The organism is Rhizobium sp. Leaf384 (assembly GCF_001424065.1).
Classification (GTDB): Bacteria; Pseudomonadota; Alphaproteobacteria; order Rhizobiales; family Rhizobiaceae; genus Ferranicluibacter.
Window position 1 is genome coordinate 1,014,804 of record NZ_LMQE01000005.1, and the last position, 20,300, is coordinate 1,035,103.

General features: G+C 63.7%; 16 protein-coding genes and 1 other RNA gene. 1 reads left to right on the plus strand and 16 read right to left on the minus strand.

Annotation, left to right across the window (positions count from 1 at the left end):
- Positions 1-78: 78 nt before the first annotated feature.
- From ftsA to ASG25_RS13075, 3 genes are read right to left on the minus strand one after another with little or no spacing between them, the layout of a single operon-like run.
- On the minus strand, positions 79-1,410 hold the full coding sequence (ftsA, locus tag ASG25_RS13065) for a cell division protein FtsA (RefSeq protein ID WP_062474158.1): 1,332 nt from the start codon (positions 1,408-1,410) through the stop codon (positions 79-81).
- Positions 1,407-2,282 (minus strand): cell division protein FtsQ/DivIB, encoded by an 876-nt coding sequence (locus tag ASG25_RS13070; protein ID WP_162241405.1) that lies wholly within the window; start codon positions 2,280-2,282, stop codon positions 1,407-1,409. Before ASG25_RS13070 ends, ftsA begins: the two co-directional genes overlap by 4 nt.
- Before the next feature lie 47 nt (positions 2,283-2,329).
- Positions 2,330-3,256: a D-alanine--D-alanine ligase gene (locus ASG25_RS13075; RefSeq protein ID WP_062474610.1), complete on the minus strand. Its 927-nt coding sequence runs from the start codon at positions 3,254-3,256 to the stop codon at positions 2,330-2,332.
- 458 nt (positions 3,257-3,714) lie between these two features.
- On the opposite strand from ASG25_RS13075, the gene ASG25_RS13080 reads away from it, so the two are divergent.
- A complete protein-coding gene (locus tag ASG25_RS13080; RefSeq protein ID WP_062474162.1) occupies positions 3,715-5,019 on the plus strand; it encodes an MFS transporter in 1,305 nt (434 codons plus the stop codon).
- A 156-nt stretch (positions 5,020-5,175) separates the two neighbouring features.
- Here the strand turns inward: ASG25_RS13080 and murB are convergent, their stop codons facing one another.
- The 13 genes from murB to rnpB form a co-directional block, all read right to left on the minus strand.
- On the minus strand, positions 5,176-6,150 hold the full coding sequence (gene murB, locus ASG25_RS13085) for a UDP-N-acetylmuramate dehydrogenase (protein WP_062474164.1): 975 nt from the start codon (positions 6,148-6,150) through the stop codon (positions 5,176-5,178).
- Entirely contained in the window at positions 6,147-7,574 is a 1,428-nt protein-coding gene (gene murC / locus ASG25_RS13090; protein WP_062474166.1) for a UDP-N-acetylmuramate--L-alanine ligase, read from the minus strand. Before murC ends, murB begins: the two co-directional genes overlap by 4 nt.
- On the minus strand, positions 7,571-8,695 hold the full coding sequence (gene murG / locus ASG25_RS13095; RefSeq protein ID WP_062474611.1) for an undecaprenyldiphospho-muramoylpentapeptide beta-N-acetylglucosaminyltransferase: 1,125 nt from the start codon (positions 8,693-8,695) through the stop codon (positions 7,571-7,573). The genes murC and murG overlap by 4 nt, the downstream gene beginning before the upstream one ends.
- Positions 8,696-8,922: 227 nt before the next feature.
- Entirely contained in the window at positions 8,923-10,077 is a 1,155-nt protein-coding gene (gene ftsW, locus ASG25_RS13100) for a putative lipid II flippase FtsW (RefSeq protein ID WP_062474168.1), read from the minus strand.
- 73 nt (positions 10,078-10,150) lie between these two features.
- Positions 10,151-11,539: a UDP-N-acetylmuramoyl-L-alanine--D-glutamate ligase gene (murD, locus tag ASG25_RS13105; RefSeq protein ID WP_062474170.1), complete on the minus strand. Its 1,389-nt coding sequence runs from the start codon at positions 11,537-11,539 to the stop codon at positions 10,151-10,153.
- Positions 11,540-11,543: 4 nt separating this feature from the next.
- Positions 11,544-12,644 carry a phospho-N-acetylmuramoyl-pentapeptide-transferase gene (mraY, locus tag ASG25_RS13110; RefSeq protein ID WP_062474172.1) on the minus strand — a complete coding sequence of 367 codons (1,101 nt, stop codon included), beginning with the start codon at positions 12,642-12,644 and terminating at the stop codon, positions 11,544-11,546.
- Between the two features lie 92 nt (positions 12,645-12,736).
- Entirely contained in the window at positions 12,737-14,173 is a 1,437-nt protein-coding gene (locus tag ASG25_RS13115) for a UDP-N-acetylmuramoylalanyl-D-glutamyl-2,6-diaminopimelate--D-alanyl-D-alanine ligase (protein WP_062474174.1), read from the minus strand.
- A gap of 4 nt (positions 14,174-14,177) precedes the next feature.
- The gene (locus ASG25_RS13120; protein WP_244479408.1) at positions 14,178-15,677 is read right to left on the minus strand and encodes a UDP-N-acetylmuramoyl-L-alanyl-D-glutamate--2,6-diaminopimelate ligase; all 1,500 of its coding nucleotides are present in this window, start codon (positions 15,675-15,677) and stop codon (positions 14,178-14,180) included.
- An 84-nt stretch (positions 15,678-15,761) separates the two neighbouring features.
- Positions 15,762-17,513: a penicillin-binding protein 2 gene (locus ASG25_RS13125; RefSeq protein WP_062474178.1), complete on the minus strand. Its 1,752-nt coding sequence runs from the start codon at positions 17,511-17,513 to the stop codon at positions 15,762-15,764.
- The gene (locus tag ASG25_RS13130; protein WP_062474180.1) at positions 17,513-17,917 is read right to left on the minus strand and encodes a hypothetical protein; all 405 of its coding nucleotides are present in this window, start codon (positions 17,915-17,917) and stop codon (positions 17,513-17,515) included. The genes ASG25_RS13125 and ASG25_RS13130 overlap by 1 nt, the downstream gene beginning before the upstream one ends.
- A gap of 3 nt (positions 17,918-17,920) precedes the next feature.
- Positions 17,921-18,946 carry a 16S rRNA (cytosine(1402)-N(4))-methyltransferase RsmH gene (rsmH, locus tag ASG25_RS13135; protein WP_062474182.1) on the minus strand — a complete coding sequence of 342 codons (1,026 nt, stop codon included), beginning with the start codon at positions 18,944-18,946 and terminating at the stop codon, positions 17,921-17,923.
- A 14-nt stretch (positions 18,947-18,960) separates the two neighbouring features.
- The gene (gene mraZ, locus ASG25_RS13140; RefSeq protein ID WP_062474183.1) at positions 18,961-19,401 is read right to left on the minus strand and encodes a division/cell wall cluster transcriptional repressor MraZ; all 441 of its coding nucleotides are present in this window, start codon (positions 19,399-19,401) and stop codon (positions 18,961-18,963) included.
- 438 nt (positions 19,402-19,839) lie between these two features.
- Positions 19,840-20,242, minus strand: an RNA gene (gene rnpB / locus ASG25_RS13145) — RNase P RNA component class A.
- Positions 20,243-20,300: the final 58 nt, after the last annotated feature.

Genomic DNA, 20,300 nt, shown 5'->3' on the forward strand with positions numbered 1-20,300 from the left:
TCCTTCCTGGTTTCTGGTCGCCTTGCCGAGCCGACCAAATCTCAATTCACTCTTATGGCGGTCCTACCTTACGCGAACCTAGAAACTCTCTTTCAGCCACTGCCCCATTCGGGCGATGCGGCTGTCGCCGCCGCCGAGCGACGACAGCATCCCGCCCTGGGCGGCATGCGTCTCCATCTCGGCGACCTGCGGATAGATCATCAGGCCGACAGCCGTGGAGAAGGCCGGACCCTTGGCCGCCGGCGGAAGGCCGGACACGCCGAGGGGACGACCAATCCGCACGTTGCGGGCAAGAATGCGGCGCGCCGCTTCCGGCAGACCCGTCAGCTGGCTTCCGCCACCCGTCAGGACGACACGCTTGCCGACGATCGGCGAGAAGCCGGAGCGCTGGATGCGGTCGCGAATCAGTTCGAGCGTTTCTTCGACGCGGGCACGGACGATTCGCGAGACCAGCGCACGCGGCACATGGGTCGGCTGGTCGCGGTCGTCCTCGCCGATCGGGGGAACGGTCACCATCTCCCGCTCGTCGGCGTCGTTCGGCATGGCCGAGCCATGCACGACCTTCAGCCGCTCAGCATCTTCGATTCGGGTCGAAAGGCCGCGTGCAAGATCCGTCGTTACATGATGCCCGCCAAGGCTCACGGCATCGGCATGCACGAGCTTGCCTTCTGCAAACACCGAGATCGTCGTCGTCCCGCCGCCCATGTCGATGCAGGCGCAGCCGAGTTCGACCTCGTCGTCCACCAGGGCCGAAAGGCCGCTGGCATACGGCGTCGCGACGATACCTTCGACCGAAAGATGCGCCCGGTTGATGCAGAGCTCGAGGTTTTTCAACGCCGCACGCTCGGCCGTCAGCACATGCATGTCGACGCCGAGGCTGTCTCCGAACATGGCGAGCGGGTCGCGGATGCCGCGTTCGCCGTCGAGCGAGAAGCCCGTCGGCAGCGAATGGAGAATGACGCGATCCTGACGCTGCGAGCGCTGGCCTGCTGCGGCAAGGACCCGCTTCAGATCCGCGGCATCGACTTCCTGGCCACCCAGGTCGACCGAGGCCGTATAGATGTCGCTCTGCAGGCGACCTGCGGACACGTTGACGATCAGGCTGTCGATGGTCAGGCCTGCCATGCGCTCCGCCGCGTCGACCGCAAGGCGGACGACGCTTTCGGCTGCATCCAGATCGGCGATCACGCCGTTCTTCATGCCATGCGACTTGTGGTGACCAAGACCGATGACCTCGATCGCATGGGTGCGACCGGGCAGGATCTGGCTTTCGGCGCGCGGTGTCAGGCGGCCGATCATGCAGACGACCTTCGTGGAACCGATGTCGAGAACCGAAACGATATGCGATCGCTTCGCCGACAGGGGCTTCAGACGCGGCAGGCCGAAATGCGACGAACCGAACAGGCTCATATGCGGTCCTCTTGGCTCTCGAGTTTCTTGAGCTGCTTGGTACGGGCTTCTAGGGCGACCTGTCGGCGCTCAGCGGCGCCGGGGGTCAGTTGTATGGTGGTGCGATCTTCAAGACGAAGATCGACGGCGGCGATGTCGCGTTCCAGCAGCTGCTGGCCCTCCTCCATCGTGGACAGCACCTGCATGGCGCGGTCGAGATCCTGCTCGGGGAGCTTGACCATCACGCCGTTGTCGAGGATCAGGTCCCAACGGCGACCGGCAACACGGACATAGGCTTTCACGCGGCCGGCGATTTCCGGCCAGTCAGCAAAGCGGGCATAGAAACCGGCCGCAGCCGTTTCCGCATCCCGGCCGACGAACAAGGGCAGTTCGGCAAACTTGTTGTCCCGCAGCGGGGCGATGACGCTGCCGCTCTTTTCGATGAGAGACAGGTCGGAGCCGTGCTGCCAGATGCCGAAGGCCTTGCGTTCCTTCAGATTGACCTCGACCGTGCCGGGATAGACCTTGCGAACCGTCACCTCTTCGACCCAGGGCATCTTGGCGATCGCCTTGCGGGCCGCGTCGATATCGAGCGCAACGAGCGAGGTCGCACCGTCCAGACCGATCTCCTGGAGAATGTCGATTTCCGACGTCTGGTCGTTGCCGGAAATCTTGACGTCTTCGATGGCAAATCCGGCAGCCGTCGTGGTCGCCTTGGCGACCTCGGGGGTGTGCCCGCCAATGGCCATGCCGTAGAAACCGGTGGCCGCAAACAGGGCCAGCGCCGAGACGGTGCCGGTGTGGGGGGCGAAATGGATGCGACCCGTCCCCAGGGCAACGAAGAAGCGGGCAACGCGCCGCAGCGGACGCGGCAGAACGACATGGCCATCCATATCGCGGTATTCCTGTGGCGCCCGAACCCGATTCTGGAAACGACCTCTCAACGCAAACACGACGCATCCTCCACGATCCAGCTGAGGAACTCACCAAAGGAATGGCCGGCCTGAACCGCCATTTCCGGAACCAGCGATGTCGGGGTCATGCCCGGCTGCGTGTTGATTTCGAGCCAGATCAGCTCGCTCTCTCCCGAGGAGCTGTCGTCGAGGCGGAAGTCGGAGCGGCTGACACCACGGCACCCCATCGCATGATGTGCCGCAACGGCCAGTCTTTGAATGTTTTGGTAAATATTCGGTAAAATTTCCGCCGGAATGACGTGCGTAGAGCCGCCCTTGGCATATTTTGCATCATAGTCGTAGAACGTATGGCCTTGGGGAATGATCTCGGTCACGGCCAGCGCCTCGCCGCCCATGACGCCGCACGTGAATTCGCGGCCGGGGATGTAGCGTTCGACCATGACGAGATCGCCGTATCGCCAGCCGCTGGAGGTGATCACCTGCGGCGGATGCGACTGGTCCTTCTGGACGATCACGACACCGAAGCTCGATCCTTCCCGGACCGGCTTCACCACATAGGGCGTGGGAATGGGATGATCCGTGCCGAAATCGTGACGATCCATGATTTTCGCTTCGGCGACCGGGATGCCCGCAGCCTTCGCAACGATCTTCGCCTGGGCCTTGTCCATTGCCAGCGACGAGGCGAGAACGCCCGAATGCGTGTAGGGGATCTCGAGATATTCCAGGATTCCCTGGATCGTCCCGTCTTCGCCGAAGGGGCCGTGCAGCGCGTTGAACGCCACGTCGGGGCGAAGCGCACCCAGAACGGTCGCGACATCGCGATCCACATCGACGCGGGTCACGCGGTAACCGAAGGCTTCCAGCGCATCGGCACAGGCGGCGCCCGAGGACAGGCTGACCGGCCGCTCCGACGAGAAGCCCCCCATCAACACGGCAACGTGTTTGCCACTCATGAAAACCCCTGCCATTTCTTCTCGTTCACGTGGCGGCAAAGCGACCGGTTGGGGACTCCCGACTCGATGCATGCCTGCCTGCGCTCACTAAAGCGTCATTAAGGTTAACGAACCGTTTACTTTCGTTAACCGGAACGCGGGAGATCCCTCGACGCACAGCTTGCTGCTGCGAACACCGTGTCTGTGACGAAAATGGCACGCCATCCGATCTGCATGGCTCCGACGCCTTCCGGGGCTTCTGCCGAGGTCGAGGCCGCGTTCACCATCGCTTTCGCCCAACGGCTAGGCATCGCAATGCCGACGCGCCTGCCCCGCTATGCGTCAGGATTGCATCTCATGTGCTACAGCCGGAACTGGCGTCATATTGTTGCGCAAACAGGGTTTCTTCCGACATTAACTTGCTCTATGTAGCCCGCAGCTACCTATAAGGGTGGCAGATTCTCAATACGGACAAGATCATGAGCAACGCGATATCTCCGGTATCGGCGAAGGCAGATGGCTTGGATGCACGCGCTATCAATTCCCCGGCTCGCGTGCTCCTGGCGAGCCTCGTCGGCACCACCATCGAATTTTTCGATTTCTACGTCTACGCGACGGCGGCCGTCCTCGTTTTCCCGACACTGTTCTTCCCGAACAATGATCCGACGACGGCGCTCCTTGCATCCTTCGCCACCTTCTCGATCGCCTTCTTCGCCCGACCGCTCGGTGCGGTCGTGTTCGGCCATTATGGCGACCGGGTCGGCCGCAAGACCACGCTCGTGGCAGCCCTTCTCACCATGGGCATTTCCACGGTGGTCATCGGCTTGCTGCCCTCCTACGAATCGATCGGTGTTCTCGCACCGCTGCTCCTCGCATTGTGCCGATTCGGCCAGGGCTTCGGCCTTGGTGGCGAATGGGGCGGAGCGGTTCTCCTCGCGACGGAAAATGCGCCCGAAGGCAAGAAGAGCTGGTACGGCATGTTCCCGCAGCTCGGCGCGCCCGTCGGCCTGTTTCTGTCGTCCGGCGTATTCTGGCTGTTGCTCCATGTCATGTCGCAGGAGGCGCTCTTGAGCTGGGGATGGCGCGTGCCCTTCATCGCCTCGATCCTCCTGATCGCCGTCGGCTTGTGGGTCCGTCTCTCCATCACCGAGACGCCGGCCTTCCAGAAGGCCATCGACAGCCATGAGCGCGTTCAGGTTCCCGTGGTCGAGCTCTTCCGCAACCACAAGAGAAGCCTCGTTCTCGGCACCTTCGTGGCCCTCGCGACATTCGTCCTGTTCTACATCGGCTCGGCCTATCTGCTGTCCTACAACATCAAGGTCCTGAAGATGCCCTTCCTCGATGCTCTGGAAATCCAGCTGCTCGGCGCGGTGCTCTTCGGCATCTTCATCCCGATCGCCGGCAAGCTCGCTGAGCGGTTCGGCCGACGCGAGATCCTGATCGGCGTTACCGTGCTGATCGGCATCTTCTCCTTCTTCCTCCCGGGTCTTCTGACAAGCGGCGAAGCGAGCGTCGTTCTCTTCGTCGTCATCGGAATGGCGCTGATGGGCGTGACCTACGGCCTGATCGGAACGGCGTTGGCAGCACCCTTCCCCACCAATGTCCGCTATACCGGCTCGTCCATCACCTTCAACTTTGCCGGCATCTTCGGCGCCTCGCTTGCGCCCTACATCGCCACCTATCTGCAGGCGACCTACGGCATGACCGCCGTTGGCTATTACGTGCTGTTTGCCGCCGTCATCACGCTCGTCTGCATCCTGCTGTCGGGCAAACACGAAGTCTGACTTCAAGCAGACTCAGAACACGCAAAAAGGCCGCGATGTCCCTGACATCGCGGCCTTTTCAAGAGAGATCCAGATCGCTTCCCTTAAGAAGCCGTCAGGGAAAACGGCAGAGGCTCAACGCGCTCGCCATGAACGAGCAGCACGCGGTTGCCGCGGTCACACCGTCGCCCGGCCCAGAAATTCCCGCACTTCGTAACCCGCCATGAACGATCCGATCCGCTTGATCTCCCATTCGAGCTTGATGCCGGAATGCTCCATCACGCGCTGGCGCACGGTCTCGCCGAGATATTCGAGTTCGTAGCCGCTCGCCTGCCCCGTATTGATCATGAAGTTGCAGTGCATGGGCGACATCTGGGCGCCGCCGATCATCATGCCGCGGCAGCCGGCCTCGTCGATCAGCTTCCAGGCCGAATGTCCTTCGGGGTTCTTGAACGTCGATCCCCCGGTCTTCTCGCGAATCGGCTGGACCGTCTCCCGGTGCTGGCGCACGGCATCCATGTCGGCGCGGATCTTCGCCTTGTCTTCCGGAAAGCCTTCGAACACGGCATGCGTGAAGATCAGGTCTTTCGGCGCGCTCGAATGGCGGTAGCTGTAGCCCATGTCGGCATTGCTGAGCACGTGCTTCTCGCCCTGCCGGTCCACGGCGTGCACTTCGACGACCCGCTCCCGGGTCTCGCCGCCGTTTGCGCCGGCGTTCATGCGCAAGGCGCCGCCGACGGTGCCTGGAATGCCGTAATAGAAGAAGAAGCCCCCGATCCCGTGATCGAGCGTCATCGCCGCAAGGTTCTTGTCCGGGCAGATCGCTCCGGCGACGACGCGGTTTTCGCCGGCCAGCTCTACATCGCCAAAGCCCTTGGCCGACAGACGGATGACGACACCCGGGATACCGCCATCCCGCACCAGCAGGTTGGACCCGACGCCGGCCACCATCACCGGAACCTCCTGCGGAACGAGCTTGAGGAAGGTCACGAGGTCATCGACGTCATGCGGCTGGAACATGAGCTCGGCCAGCCCGCCGGCGCGGAACCATGTCACGCGGTCCATGGGGGCATCCGGCGTCAGCCGTCCCCGCAGCGCGTTCACGCCGTCGCCGAGCGATGCGAGCAGCCTTGTTCCGTCGACCTGTTTCATGCGTCCCGTCCTGTCCCCTGCGCTGTGATGTCCGCCAGTTCCTTCGGCAGTGCGGCAGCCCAGTAGGTAATGCTGCCGGCGCCCAAAAGAACCACGAAGTCACCGGGTTGTGCAATGGTGGAGACCAGAGGCGCAAGGGCTTCCGGCCCCTCGATATACCGCGCATCGCGATGTCCCCCGGCTTTGATGCGGGAAACCAGCTCCTGCGAGGAAACCCCGTCGATCGGCTCCTCACCGGCCGAATAGACCGGCGACAGGAGAATCGTGTCGGCATCGTTGAAGCAGGCTGCGAAATCCTCGAACAGGCTCTGCAGGCGGGAAAAACGGTGCGGCTGGTGGACGGCGATGATTCGGCCCTGGCAGGCTTCGCGTGCCGCCCGCAGTACGGCCTTGATCTCGACCGGATGATGCCCGTAATCGTCGTAGATCCGCACATTGTTCCATTCGCCGGTGAAGGTGAACCGCCGCTTCACGCCCCCGAAGGATGCAAGCCCCTTGGCGATATCCTCGGGCTTCATGCCGAGCCGGTTCGCAACGGCAATCGCGGCTGTTGCATTCGAGACGTTGTGACGACCCGGCATCGGCAGGCGCAGGTCTTTCAGCTCGATCAGCTGGCCGGTGCGCCGGCGACGGATGGCAACGTCGAAGATCGATGTCGCGCCGTCCATGCGGATATTGAAGAAACGAACGTCGGCCTGCGGGTTCTCGCCATAGGTGATGACCTTGCGGTCCTCGATCTTGGAGACCATCGTCTGGACTTCGGGATGATCGAGACACATGACGCCGAAGCCGTAGAACGGCACGTTCTCGACGAATTGACGGAACGCCGCCCGCACCTGGTCGAAGGTGCCGTAATGGTCGAGATGTTCCGGATCGATGTTCGTCACCACGGCGACGTCGGCCGGCAGCTTCAGGAACGTCCCGTCGGACTCGTCGGCTTCGACGACCATCCATTCGCCGGCGCCCATGCGGGCATTGGTCCCGTAGGCGTTGATGATCCCGCCATTGATGACGGTCGGATCGAGACCGCCCGCCTCCAGCAGGGCCGCGACCATCGAGGTCGTTGTCGTCTTGCCATGCGTGCCGCCGATGGCGATCGAGCTGCGAAAGCGCATGAGCTCGGCCAGCATCTCGGCACGGCGCACGACCGGCAGCAGCTTCTCGCGGGCCGCGATCAGTTCCGGATTGGTCTTCTTGATCGCGGTCGACACGACGACGACTTCGGATTCCCCGAGGTTTTCGGCCTTGTGACCGACAAACACCTCGATGCCCTTTTCACGCAACCGCTGGACGTTGGCGCTTTCGGATTGATCGGATCCCTGAACCCGGTGACCCAGGTTGTGCAGCACTTCCGCGATGCCGCTCATCCCGATCCCGCCGATACCGATAAAATGGACGAGACCGATCGTCTGCGGCAGTTTCATGAGCGCTTTTCCTTGAATTGGGCAATCGTCTGGCCGCTGGCAATAGCCTCTACCATGCCGGCAAGCAAGCGCGCGGCGTCCGGACGGCCGGCAGCCTTGGCGCTGGTCGCCATCTCGGCCATGCTCTCCGGGCTGTTCATCGCGTCGCGGATGAACGACGCCAGGACCTCCGGGGTCAGGTCCTTCTGCGGCACCAGTCGCGCGGCGCCCGTCTCGGCCAGAGCCGCAGCATTGGCCGCCTGGTCATGATCGAGCGCGAACGGATAGGGCACCAGGATGGACGGCCGGCCGATGACGGCGATCTCCGACACGGTCGATGCGCCGGAGCGGCAGACAAGCAGATGCGCCGCCGCAATGCGGCCCGCCATGTCGGTGAAGAAAGGGGAGATTTCCGAGCTCAGCTCGAATTTGGACATGGCCGTTCGCGCGCCGTCCAGATCTTCGGGGCGGGCCTGTTGCGTGACATGCAGCCGGGCGCGCAATTCGGGCTCGAGCAGGGCAATGGCGGCCGGGATCGCCTTGGAGAAGAACTGAGCACCCTGGCTGCCCCCGAACACGACGAGACGGAACGGTTCGCCGGCGCCGGACGCCGTGTAGGGCACATCGGCGGCCTCAAGCACGGCGGGACGGACGGGATTGCCGGTCGTCACCGTCTTGCGCGCATAGCGACCATCCGTCTCCGGGAGGAAACCGCCGGCGATCGCGGTGACCCGTCCGGCAAGGCCCTTGTTCGCACGTCCCATGACGGCGTTCTGCTCGTGGATGATGGTGGGAATGCGCAGACGGCTGGCGGCGAGCAGCGGCGGCACGGTCGGATATCCGCCGAAGCCGACGACGACCTTCGGCGCAAACGCCTTGATGATGCCCCGCGCTTCGCGCAGTCCCGCCCACAACTGCCAGAGCGAGGAGGCAACCTTGACCGGGTTGCGGGAGCCGATCGTCGCGGAACGCACCACATGGATACGGTCTGCAGGAAAGGAATCCGCATAGCGCTCGGCGCGGTGATCCGTGATCAGGTGAACCGTGAAGTCCAGTGCGGCCAGTTCGTGCGCAAGCGCCTCGGCTGGAAAAAGATGACCGCCGGTACCTCCGGCGGCTAGCATGACGATGCCCTTGGTCAACACTCGAGACCTCCAGTCCGAAACGGGTTGCGCGAAACTGCGCAGCTATGTGTCAAAATCGGACACTTTGATATCTACTACCGCACAATGTCGAAAATCGTGACGGGTTTTCCTTTGGATGGACACTTTGCCGGAAGAGACGACAGCGCCGCGTGTCGGAGCGACGCGCGACGCTGTGGATTTGGACCGGTGCAGGCGCGCCGCACGTCCCTCGCCCGACCGTATCTCTACTCGGCCGCGACCGGGGCTCCGGTCCGGAAGAGGCTGCGCTCCAGCGCCCGCTTTTCCGGGCGATGACGTGTCAGGGCCAGGATGAAGCCGGCCGTGACGCAGATCGCGATCATCGACGATCCGCCGTAGGAGATCAGGGGCAGCGTCATGCCCTTGGCCGGGAGCAGTTCGAGATTCACCCCGACATTGATGATGGACTGGATGCCGATCTGCAGCACGAGACCCGCCACCGCGAAGCGGTTGAAGTCGTTGCGCTCGCGGAAGGCGTGGCTGAGCCCGCGCATGACGAGGAACGAGAAGATGGCGACGATGACCATGCAGAAGACAATGCCGAACTCCTCGGCCGCGACCGAGAAGATGAAGTCGGTATGGCTGTCGGGAATGATCCGCTTGATAATCCCTTCGCCCGGCCCCTGGCCCAGCCAGTCGCCGCGGATGATCGCCTCGCGCGCCGTGTCCACCTGGAAGGTATCGCCCTCGCCCGTCATGAACCGGTCGATGCGGCCGGCCACGTGCGGGAGCAGCGTGTAGGCAACGACGAGACCGCCGACGGCGGACCCGCCGAGAACGACGATCCAGAGCCAGGGCATGCCCGCCATGAAGAACATGCCACCCCAGACGGCGGTCGTAAGGATCGTCTGGCCGAGGTCGGGCTGAGCGATCAGCAGCGTCGCAACGATCCCGTAGAGCAGGATCGCGAAGAGATTGCCGGGAATTTCCGGCTGGCGCGCATGCTCGGAAAAGAGCCAGGCGCAGACGATGACGAAGGCGGGCTTCATGAATTCGGACGGCTGGATGCCGATCGGCCCGATCGAGAACCAGCGGCGCGACCCCTTGATCTCGACCCCGAAGAACAGCGCGAGGATCATCATCGCGATGGCGGCGACGAGAATGACGATCGCCGTGCGCCGCACCTGACGGGGCGTCAGGAACGAGAGCCCGATCATGACCATCAGCGACGGGATGAGGAAGGCTGCCTGACGCTTGACGAAGTGGAAGCTGTCGAGCCCCAGACGCTCGGCAACGGCCGGGCTGGCGGCGAAGGACAGCATGAAACCGATGCCCATCAACAGAATGAACGTCGCCAGGAAGAACCTGTCGATGGTCCAGAACCAATCGGCCACCGGGCCTCGCTCCGCACGACTCACCATGTCTTCGTCCTCGTCAAAGTGCGCGCTTGCGCCGTAAACCGTTCGTCCGCGGCGATCGACATCGCCACGGTCGTCAAATGAGCATGGTCACGCCGGGAAGTGCGGCCACATGGGCGACAAAGGCATCCCCGCGCATCTCGAAGTTCTTGTACTGGTCGAAGCTTGCGCAAGCCGGTGACAGGAGCACAGCCGCCGGCGATCCGTCTCGGGCTGCATCCGCCGCGGCATCCGCCACGGCCTTTTCCAGTGTCTGCGACCGCTCGAACGGCACGCGGTCGCCGAGCGTCGTCGCGAATTCGTCGGCGGCGCGGCCGATGAGATAGGCCTTGGCGATCTTGGGAAAGAAAGACGAGAGCGACGCGATGCCGCCCTCTTTCGGCACGCCGCCGGCAATCCAGTAGATGCGCTCGAAGCTCGAGAGGGCGGGCGCCGCAGCCTCGGCATTCGTCGCCTTGCTGTCGTTGACGAAGGTGACGTCGCGGAGCATGGCGACTGGCTGCATACGGTGCTTCAGGCCCGGGAAGGATGCGAGCCCGGAAACGATCTCCGCCTTGGACACGCCGACCGCGAGACAGGCGGCGATCGCCGCCGCCGCGTTCTGCCCGTTATGGCTGCCCCGCAGCGTTGCGATTTCCGAAAGCTCGGCAAAGACTTCGGAGAGCCCGGCCTCGGCGCGCATGACGGACCCATCCTGCGCATAATACCCATCGCCGAGCGATCGGTGCCGGGCAATGCGGATCACCGGACGACCGGCAAGTGCCACGCGGTCCGCGATGGCTTCGCACCAGGCATCATCCACGCCGATGATCGCCGTCTGGCTCGCGGCGACGAGGCGCTCTTTAACGGCCGCGTAATTCTCCATCGTCCCGTGCCTGTCGATATGGTCGGGCGTGAGGTTCAGAAGGATTCCGGCGGTCGGTTCGAGCGACGGCGACAGGTCGATTTGATAGGACGAGCACTCGACCACGTAGAAGCGGTTCGTCGTCGGAGGATCGAGCGTCAGCACCGCCGTTCCGATATTGCCGCCAAGCTGCGTATCCCGGCCGCTTGCCGAAAGGATGTGGGCGATCAGCGCCGTCGTGGTCGACTTCCCATTGGTGCCGGTGATGGCGATCAGCGGCGCCTCGGGCGCACGCGCGCGCCGTTCGCGGGAAAACAGCTCGACATCGCCGATCACCTCGACGCCTGCACTGCGCGCGAGATCGACCGTCCAGTGCGGCTTTGGATGGGTCAGCGGCACGCCCGGCGACAGAATAAAGGCGGCGAAGGAGGACCAGTCCATCGTTCGGAGATCGCCGGTGCCGATCCCCTCTGCAGCGGCTTTGGCCACGCTCTCGGCATTGTCGTCCCAGGCCGTCACCGTTGCCCCGCCGGCCACCAGAGCGCGCGCCGTAGCAAGCCCGGAGCCTCCCAGACCGAAAAGAGCGACCGCGCCGCCGCGAAGGGAGGTGACGGGGATCATCGACTTACCGCAGCTTCAGGGTGGAGAGGCCGACCATGGCGAGCACGACGGCGATGATCCAGAACCGGATGACGACTTGGCTCTCGGTCCAACCCTTCTTTTCAAAATGGTGGTGGATCGGCGCCATGAGAAAGACGCGACGACCGGTGCGCTTGAACCAGAAGACTTGGATGATCACCGACAGCGTTTCCATGACGAAGAGGCCGCCGATGATGACCATGACGATCTCGTGCTTGGTGGCGACGGCGACGGTGCCGATGAGGCCACCGAGCGCGAGCGAACCGGTATCGCCCATGAAGATGGCGGCCGGCGGCGCATTGAACCACAGAAAACCGAGACCTGCTCCGATGACGGCGCCCAGAATGACGGCCAGTTCGCCCGTGCCGGGCACGAAGTGGATCTGCAGGTAATTGGCAAAGACGGCGTTGCCGGCGAGATAGGCGATGACGCCGAACGAGGCTGCGGCGATCATGACCGGCACGATGGCGAGACCATCGAGACCGTCCGTCAGGTTCACGGCATTGCCGGCCCCCACGATGACGAAGCCGCCGAACAGAACGAAGAAATAGCCGAGGTTGAGCGTGAAGTCCTTGAGGAACGGGAAGGTCAGCGACGACCCGAAGGTCGAGCCCGCCGTTCCCGCGGAGATCGCGGCGCGCATCATGAAGAAGACAGCGACGGCGGCGACCGCGAACTCGATCCCGAGGCGCGCCTTGCCCGAAAAGCCCTTGTCCGACTGTTTCGTGACCTTGAGATAGTCGTCGTAAAAGCCGATAGCGCCGAAACCGAGCGTGACCAGCAAGGTCGAGACGACATAGACACTGGAGAGATCGGCCCAGAGCAGCGACGAGACCACAATCCCCGCAAGGATCATCAGGCCACCCATGGTCGGCGTTCCCGCCTTCTTGAAGTGGGTCTGCGGGCCGTCGGCCCGGATCGGCTGCCCCCGGCCCTGGCGCACGCGCAGCGACGAGATCATTTTCGGCCCGAAAAGGAAGACGATCATGGCGGAGGTGAACAACGCCGCGCCGGTGCGGAACGTGATGTACCGGAACAGATTGAAAAACTGGAAATGGTCCGCCAGTTCGACAAGCCAGATGAGCATGAGGGACCCTTCCCCGATATTTCGATGTCGACACCCCTTCCCGACCAGGGAAGGAGACCGGCCGTCCAGCCGGAAAAAAGGTGGAGCGCGGCTTAGATCGCCTGCTCCGTTTCGGCCTGCGCCGGGAATGTATCGAGGAGCGCCTGGACGATCCGCCCGCAGCCGGTGCCCTTGGAGGATTTGATCATGACGACGTCGCCGGCCCGCACCGAGGCGACCGCATGATTGCGCAGATCATCGACCGCGTCGCAGTGGACGACCGACACCGTGTCCGGCAGAGCATCCCGCAAATGCGTCATGTCGGGGCCTGCCAGCCAGATCGTGTCGATCCCCTGCTCGATCAGCGGTCCGGCCAGCGCCGCGTGGGCCTTGGCCGAATGATCGCCCATCTCCAGCATGTCGCCGAGAATGGCGATGCGTCTGCCCCCATCCGCACCGAGCTCCGTCTCGCCCAGAAGGGCAATCGCCGCCCGCATGGAGGCCGGATTGGCGTTGTAGCTCTCGTCGATCAGCGTCAGCGTGCCGGCTCCAACGGCCAGGCGGTGACGTTCGCCCCGGCCCTTTTCCGGCTGGAGCGTGGCGAACGACGCGATGACCGTGTCGAGATCCGCGCCGACGAGCGAGGCTGCCCCGAGCACGGCTAGGGCGTTCTCGGCGATGTGGCGACCGGGCGTCCCGATCGGGATCTCGAGCGTGCGACCATCGATCATGGCCCAGAGCGTGCCGCCTTCCGGCGTCGCCGCGTACTCGATCATGCGGAAATCGGCACGTTGATCGACGCCGAAGGTGTGCATGGAGGAAACGCCGAGCATCGACGCCGCCTTTGCCAAGGTGCCGAACTGCGCATTGTCGCGATTGAGAAGGATGTGACCACCGTCGACCAGGCCTTCCATGATCTCGGCCTTCGCCAGCGCGATCTCGTCCAGATCACGGAAATTGCCGAGATGCGCCGGTGCGATCGTCGTGATGATGGCCACCTGCGGACGCACCATACGCACCAGAGGCCGGATCTCGTTCGGATGGTTCATCCCGATTTCGAAAATGCCGTAGTCCGTCGCTTCCGGCATGCGCGCCAGCGTCAGCGGCACACCCCAGTGATTGTTGAAGGACGCGACCGACGCGTGCACGCGCGCGCCCGGAGAGAGGGCATGCCGCAGCATCTCCTTGGTGGTCGTCTTGCCGACGGAGCCCGTCACGGCAATGATCTTGGCGGCACTGCGGTCGCGGGCAGCACAGCCGAGCCGCACCATGGCGGCGAGAACGTCGTCGACGACGATCATCGGCGCAATCAGGCGCCCGAGCGCCGGCAGCTTGCCTTCACTGACCACCAGCAGCGACGCGCCATTGGCGATCGCAAAGCCTGCATAGTCATGCCCGTCCACGCGATCGCCCTTGATCGCGAAGAAGGCCTCGCCCTTGCCAATGGCGCGGCTGTCGATCGAGATGCCCGTGATGCCCTGCGGCAGATTGCCAACCGGGCGACCATGCATGGCAGCCATCAGGTCGGCGCTCGTCCAGAGAAAACCCATACCTTCAGCCTCCCATATCCTGGCTGTCCATCGAACCGCCCGCCTGCCCGGACCGCGCCTGCTCGGCGGTAAGGGCCTTGCGGATTTCGGCGTGGTCGGAGAAGGGCAGCGTCACGGAGCCGACGGTCTGCCCCTCCTCATGTCCCTTGCCTGCGACGATCAGCGTATCGCCGGGCCGCAGCATGCCGACGGCGTGGCGGATGGCCTCCGCGCGATCGGCGATCTCGGTCGCGCCGGGAGCCGCGGCAAGGATCTCGCTGCGGATCGTCGCCGGCGTCTCGGACCGCGGATTGTCATCCGTCACGATCACGACATCCGACAGCCGGGACGCGATCTCGCCCATGAGCGGCCGCTTTCCCTTGTCGCGATCGCCACCGCAGCCGAACACCGTGATCACGCGTCCTGTCGTGAAGGGTCGAACGGAGGACAGAACCTGCGTCAGCGCGTCGGGCTTGTGGGCATAGTCGACATAGGCAAGCGCGCCGTCCGCCGTCTGCCCGACAAGCTCGAGGCGGCCCGGGGCGCCCTGCAGCTTTTCCAGCGCCAGCATCACCACGTGCGCCTCGACCCCGGTCGACATGGCGAGCCCTGCGGCCACCAGCGCATTGGAGATCTGGAAATCACCCGCCAGCGGCAGGTTGACCTCGAAGATACGCCCATCGACATGCACTTCGGCAATCTGCTTGTGACGGAAATGCTCGACGCGCTTCAGCGTGAGACAGGTGCCCTTGCGGCCGACCGTGCGCACGTCGCTGCCGGCTGCCGTAGCGGCCCGGATGGCCGCGTCCGACCATTCGTCGTCGGAGAAGATGACGGCCGGCGCGCCCTTCGGCAGCAGCGCTTCGAATAGCCGCATCTTCGCCCCGAGATAATGCTCGATCGTGGGATGATAATCCATGTGGTCACGACCAAGATTGGTGAAGGCCGCCGCCGACAGGCGTACCCCGTCGAGCCGGCTCTGGTCGAGCCCGTGACTGGAGGCTTCCATGGCCGCATGCGTCACGCCGGATGCGGCGAGCTCGGAGAGCAGACGATGGAGAGACACCGGGTCGGGTGTGGTGAGCGAGCCGTAATCATTGCGCCCGGGCGCGACCACGCCGGTGGTGCCGATCATCGCCGCGGAAAGCCCGGCCTGGGCCCAGATCTGGCGGGTAAACGAGGCGACCGAGGTTTTGCCGGCCGTTCCGGTCACGGCGACCATGGTCTCCGGCTGTGCACCGTAGAACGTCGCTGCGGCATGCGAGAGAAACCTGCGGGTGGAGGCGACCCGGATAACGGGCACGGAGAGGCTGGAACCGAGGTCCCCTTCGGTCACGACGGCGACGGCGCCCCGGGCGACGGCGTCGTCGACATAGACGCTGCCATTTGCCGTGGTGCCGGGAACCGCCACGAACAGCGTGCCCGGCAAAACCTTGCGACTGTCGGCGGTCAAGCCGGTAATGTCGGCATCTGGCTGGCCCGGAGCAAGAGACATCGCTGCCCCCTCCTGTCCGTCCCCAAGCATCGCAAGGTCACTGATCTTCATCGATTGCACTTTTCCCAACACGATTCCCTTGGCCTTCACGGCCGCGTGAACGTCCTTTACCGTTCAATACGCCACAAGCAAGGCGGAACCGTCAGCGCCGAACTTCGGCTCGACGCCGAGAAGCGGCGCAGACCGGCTGATGATATCATGGACCATGGGAGCCGCCGAGTTACCGGCAAGTGCCGCCCCATTGCCCTTGTCCGTCTTCGGCTCGTCGATGAAGGTCAGCACCACATAGCGCGGATCGTCGATCGGAAACCCGGCCAGAAAGGCGTTGAAGTTGGCGTCGCTCGAGTAGCGCCCGTTGATGACCTTGTCGGCGGTGCCCGTCTTGCCGCCGACATTGAAGCCGGGAACACGAGCGTTCTTGCCGGAGCCATGAATGCCGTTCCAGCGGAACAGATAGCGCATGTCCGCGCTGGTGGAGGGCTTGATGACCCGCGTCGACGCAGCCGCGGCCTCCTCAATGGAGCGCGGAAGGAAGGTCGGCTCGATCAGGTTGCCACCGTTGACCAGTGCGGCACCGGCAACAGCCGTCTGCAGCGGGGTCGTCGAGACGCCGTGGCCGAAGGAAATCGTGATGGAGTTGATCTTCTTCCACACCTTCGGCTGGCTGGGCATCTTGATCTCCGGCAATTCCGTCGGGATCTTCGTCAGAAGGCCAAGCCGCGTCAGGAATTCCTTGTGGGCGTCGATGCCGACGAGATCGGCCATCTTGGCCGTGCCGATGTTCGACGAATACTGGAAGATTTCCGGCACCGAAAGGACGCGATGCTTGCCGTGGAAGTCCTTGATCGTGAAGCCGCCGATGCGGATCGGGAAGCGTGCGTCGAAGCTGTCGGTCAACTTGACCTTGCCGCTGTCGAGCGCCATGGCCGTCGTGAACGACTTGAAGGTGGACCCCATCTCGAACGTGCCGTTCGACATGCGGTTCATCCAGCCTTCCTTGGCGCCGTCGGCCGGCTTGTTCGGGTCGTAGTCGGGATAGGAGACCATGGCGAGGATTTCGCCGGTCTTCACGTCCATGACGACGCCACCGGCAGCAAGCGAGCGGAACTTGGCCATGGCTTCAACGACGACGTCGCGCAGGATGTTCTGCACACGCAGGTCGATCGACAGACGCACCGGCTCAAGCTTCGCATCGCTGGTCATGCCGATCGCCGCGAGATCAGCAAGACCCTGGTTGTCGATCCAGCGTTCCATGCCGGCAATGCCGCGGTTGTCCACGTTGACGTGGCCGACGACATGCGATGCCGTGGCGCCACCGGGATAGAAGCGCCGCTTCTCCGGGCGGAATCCGATGCCGGGAATACCAAGCGCAAGAATGTCGCTCTGCTGCTTGGGGGTCAGCTGGCGACGCAGCCACTGAAAGCGCGTCTTCGACTTCAGCTTGTTATAGATGTCGGCATTGTTGAGATTGGGCAGGACCGTGGCCAGCTGCTCGACCGCCTCGTCCGCATCGACGATCTTGTGAGGCTCGGCAAAGAGCGACACCGTGCGGATGTCGGTTGCGAGGATCTGGCCGTTGCGATCGAGAATATCCGGCCGCGAAGCCATGAGATTGTCGGCCCGGCCGATGCTCGACACGGTTTCCGGCTGCGCGAAGCCGTACTGGATCAACCGGCCGCCGATGATGCAGTAGACCACGGAGAAGCCGGCGATGACGATCGCGACACGGCTGCGGGCCTGGTTGCCGCGCCGCTTGCGGATACCTTCGAAGGGCGCGCTGCGCGAAAGGTCGCCGGGATGATTGTTGCCGCCAGCGGAGAAGTGCGCCTTGCTCTTGACGACCATGATGCGGGAAAGAAACGACATCAGCGCGCCACCGAACCGGTTGAAATTTCGTCGGTCGCATCGTCATCGCGGGACGCGACGGCGGGAGCGGCCTTCTTCTTGCCCTTGCTGTCCTTCTCTTCCGGCGGAGGCACGTCGGCCTTCATCATCGGAAGCTCTTCGGGATGCACGAGCTGCGTCGGATCCGTGGGAACCAGCTGGAGATCCTTGTCGTAGGCTTTGACCAGACGATCGAGACGGTTCGGCTGCGTGAGGAGCGACCAGTCGGCGCGCAGCAGGTCGATCGTGTCTTCCTCGAGCTTGATCTTCGCATCGAGGGAACGGACCTCCTCGAGCTTGTTCTCGGCCTGGTGCTTGATCGTGTAGGTGACCGTCGCTGCGGCGGTCATGACGACGATCAGGACGATATCCAGCGTTCTCAACATTGGTCAGCCTCCCAGCTTCGAAAGACTTGCAAGGTCTGGCAGATCGAAAATCGACATTTCGGCGGCCTCGGCTGGGGCATGCGTGCGCTCTCCGACGCGCAGTTTGGCGGAGCGGGCGCGCGGATTCCTGGATGATTCGTCTTCGCTCGCGGCAATCATGGCCTTACCAACTGGTGCGAAGGTTGCCGGACGCTCGTGCATGATCGGGAGATGACGGGACCCGGACGCCTTGCCGGCTCGGTCCTGGAAGAATTTCTTGACGATCCGGTCCTCGAGCGAATGAAAGGTGACCACGCTCAACCGCCCGCCGGGCTTCAGCGACCGTTCGGCGGCAAACAGCGCCTGGGCCAATTCACCCAGCTCGTCGTTGACGAAGATGCGCAGGGCCTGGAAGACGCGGGTTGCGGGATGGATCTTGTCCTTGGCCTTGCGGGGCGTCACCACCTCGATCAGCCCCGCCAGATCGCGCGTCGTCTCGAACGGCGCCTCGGCGCGGCGTTTCTCGATCGCGCGGGCAATACGGCCGGACTGCGGCTCTTCGCCCAAAAAGCCGAAAATGCGGATGAGGTCGCCGACCTTGGCGCGATTGACGACGTCGGCGGCGGAAACGCCGTCCGAGGACATGCGCATGTCGAGCGGGCCGCGCCGCTGGAAGGAAAAGCCCCGGTCCGCCTCGTCGATCTGCATCGAGGAAACGCCGATATCGAGGACGACGCCATCGAGCCCGCCTTCGGGAGCGTGACGGGCGAGCTCGGAGAACTGGGCATGAATGAGGGTCAGCCGGCCGCCGCTTGCCGCGACAAGGTCCTGTCCGGCCGCGATCGCGCTCGGATCGCGATCAAGAGCGATGACATCGGCGCCGCTTTCGAGGATGGCGGACGTATAGCCGCCGGCACCGAACGTGCCGTCGAGGATCGTCTTTGCCGGGCCAGGCTGAAGACTGGTCAGGACCTCTGGGAGAAGAACCGGAATGTGGCGGACCGGTCCGCCATCGGCTCCAGCTGAACTGTCGCCAAGATCCGCCACCATTCCGTCTCTCCATGCTAGCCGGGACGCAGACCTCGCAACCTGCGTTCCTGACGTGCCGCCGCCTGCGCTTCCTGAAACACCTGCGGCGCCCATAACTGAAAGTGATCCGCCCGACCGACGAAGGTCACCTCGTCGGTGATGCCGGTGAAGTCGCGAATGAAATCCGAGACCATCAACCGACCTTCCTGGTCGAGTTTCATGAAGACCCCGCCCCCGTGAATGAGGAGCGACATCTCGTTGGCTTGCGGCGAAAACGGATCCTCGCCCGCAATCTGCCGTTCGAAACGATCCAGCAATTCCGGCCCGCCCGCACTGATGGCAGGAAACACGAAATCCTGGAAACAATACAATTCCCGGATATCCAGCTTGGCCAGCACGCCGCGAAACGACGCGGGCACGGAAACCCGGCCCTTCGCATCGATACGATTCGTGGCATGCGAGAGAAAGCGGTCCATGATGCGTAAAAGCCGTTTTCATCCAACGCGCCGGCGGAAGACGCCCGCAAGCAACTCCGGAAGCAGACACAGTACGCCACTGCCGGGCGACGTGCCCGTTCCAAAACCCCTCTCGGGACAACCACCAAACTCGCGATGATCGGGCCGTCAACGACCCCTGTGCAGTGCATGATTGGGATAGCATGGGACCATATGGGGGTCAATGGGATTTGGGTCTCTGGAGGGCCTGCCTCCATCGATCATTGATAGACTGTTAAGTTTAACAAATGGTTACGATGCGCCATTCGGCGCTGGGTCCGAAAGCGACCATCACCCGTCCGTGAAGCACTGCAGAAGGCGGTTGGGTTTCTGAAAAGTTACAAGGAAACAGATGTATAGCAGAGCGCAGGCGGCGCCGGCCGAACGGCGAATGCCCGCATCGGGAGGATCAAGGAGAGAAGCGCCAGTCGGCCTGTAAGCCGGGTTCTGTATGGCTCCGGCCGGTTGAGGACCGGAACGTGGCAGCCATTCATCTGGGACGACGCTCGCGCGCCGCCTCGTGCAACCCACCCGGATGACTGGCCCGGAACAGGCCGGCAGCCTTGCGGCTGCCACGTCATCCCTATTCGGTCTTGCTCCCGGTGGGGTTTACCGTGCCGCCCCTGTTACCAGACGCGCGGTGGGCTCTTACCCCACCCTTTCACCCTTACCCGCGTCAAGCGCGGGCGGTTTGCTTTCTGTGGCACTATCCCTGAGGTCGCCCTCGCCGGACGTTATCCGGCACCGTTTTTCCGTGGAGCCCGGACTTTCCTCCCCCCGCAACCTTTCGGTCATAGCGGAGAGCGGCTGCCCGGCCGACTGGCAGCGTCCTGATAGCGGAGACTTCCATCCTTGGCCAGCCTTATCCAAGCATGGCACCG

What these genes read in the sequence shown, in the direction of transcription:
- ftsA (WP_062474158.1), bottom strand. Translation starts at nt 1,410, where the DNA reads ATGAGCCTGTTCGGTTCGTCGCATTTCGGCCTGCCGCGTCTGAAGCCC.
- ASG25_RS13070 (WP_162241405.1), bottom strand. Translation starts at nt 2,282, where the DNA reads ATGGATGGCCATGTCGTTCTGCCGCGTCCGCTGCGGCGCGTTGCCCGC.
- ASG25_RS13075 (WP_062474610.1), bottom strand. Translation starts at nt 3,256, where the DNA reads ATGAGTGGCAAACACGTTGCCGTGTTGATGGGGGGCTTCTCGTCGGAG.
- ASG25_RS13080 (WP_062474162.1), top strand. Translation starts at nt 3,715, where the DNA reads ATGAGCAACGCGATATCTCCGGTATCGGCGAAGGCAGATGGCTTGGAT.
- murB (WP_062474164.1), bottom strand. Translation starts at nt 6,150, where the DNA reads ATGAAACAGGTCGACGGAACAAGGCTGCTCGCATCGCTCGGCGACGGC.
- murC (WP_062474166.1), bottom strand. Translation starts at nt 7,574, where the DNA reads ATGAAACTGCCGCAGACGATCGGTCTCGTCCATTTTATCGGTATCGGC.
- ftsW (WP_062474168.1), bottom strand. Translation starts at nt 10,077, where the DNA reads ATGGTGAGTCGTGCGGAGCGAGGCCCGGTGGCCGATTGGTTCTGGACC.
- murD (WP_062474170.1), bottom strand. Translation starts at nt 11,539, where the DNA reads ATGATCCCCGTCACCTCCCTTCGCGGCGGCGCGGTCGCTCTTTTCGGT.
- mraY (WP_062474172.1), bottom strand. Translation starts at nt 12,644, where the DNA reads ATGCTCATCTGGCTTGTCGAACTGGCGGACCATTTCCAGTTTTTCAAT.
- ASG25_RS13115 (WP_062474174.1), bottom strand. Translation starts at nt 14,173, where the DNA reads ATGGGTTTTCTCTGGACGAGCGCCGACCTGATGGCTGCCATGCATGGT.
- ASG25_RS13120 (WP_244479408.1), bottom strand. Translation starts at nt 15,677, where the DNA reads ATGCTTGGGGACGGACAGGAGGGGGCAGCGATGTCTCTTGCTCCGGGC.
- ASG25_RS13125 (WP_062474178.1), bottom strand. Translation starts at nt 17,513, where the DNA reads ATGTCGTTTCTTTCCCGCATCATGGTCGTCAAGAGCAAGGCGCACTTC.
- ASG25_RS13130 (WP_062474180.1), bottom strand. Translation starts at nt 17,917, where the DNA reads ATGTTGAGAACGCTGGATATCGTCCTGATCGTCGTCATGACCGCCGCA.
- rsmH (WP_062474182.1), bottom strand. Translation starts at nt 18,946, where the DNA reads ATGGTGGCGGATCTTGGCGACAGTTCAGCTGGAGCCGATGGCGGACCG.
- mraZ (WP_062474183.1), bottom strand. Translation starts at nt 19,401, where the DNA reads ATGGACCGCTTTCTCTCGCATGCCACGAATCGTATCGATGCGAAGGGC.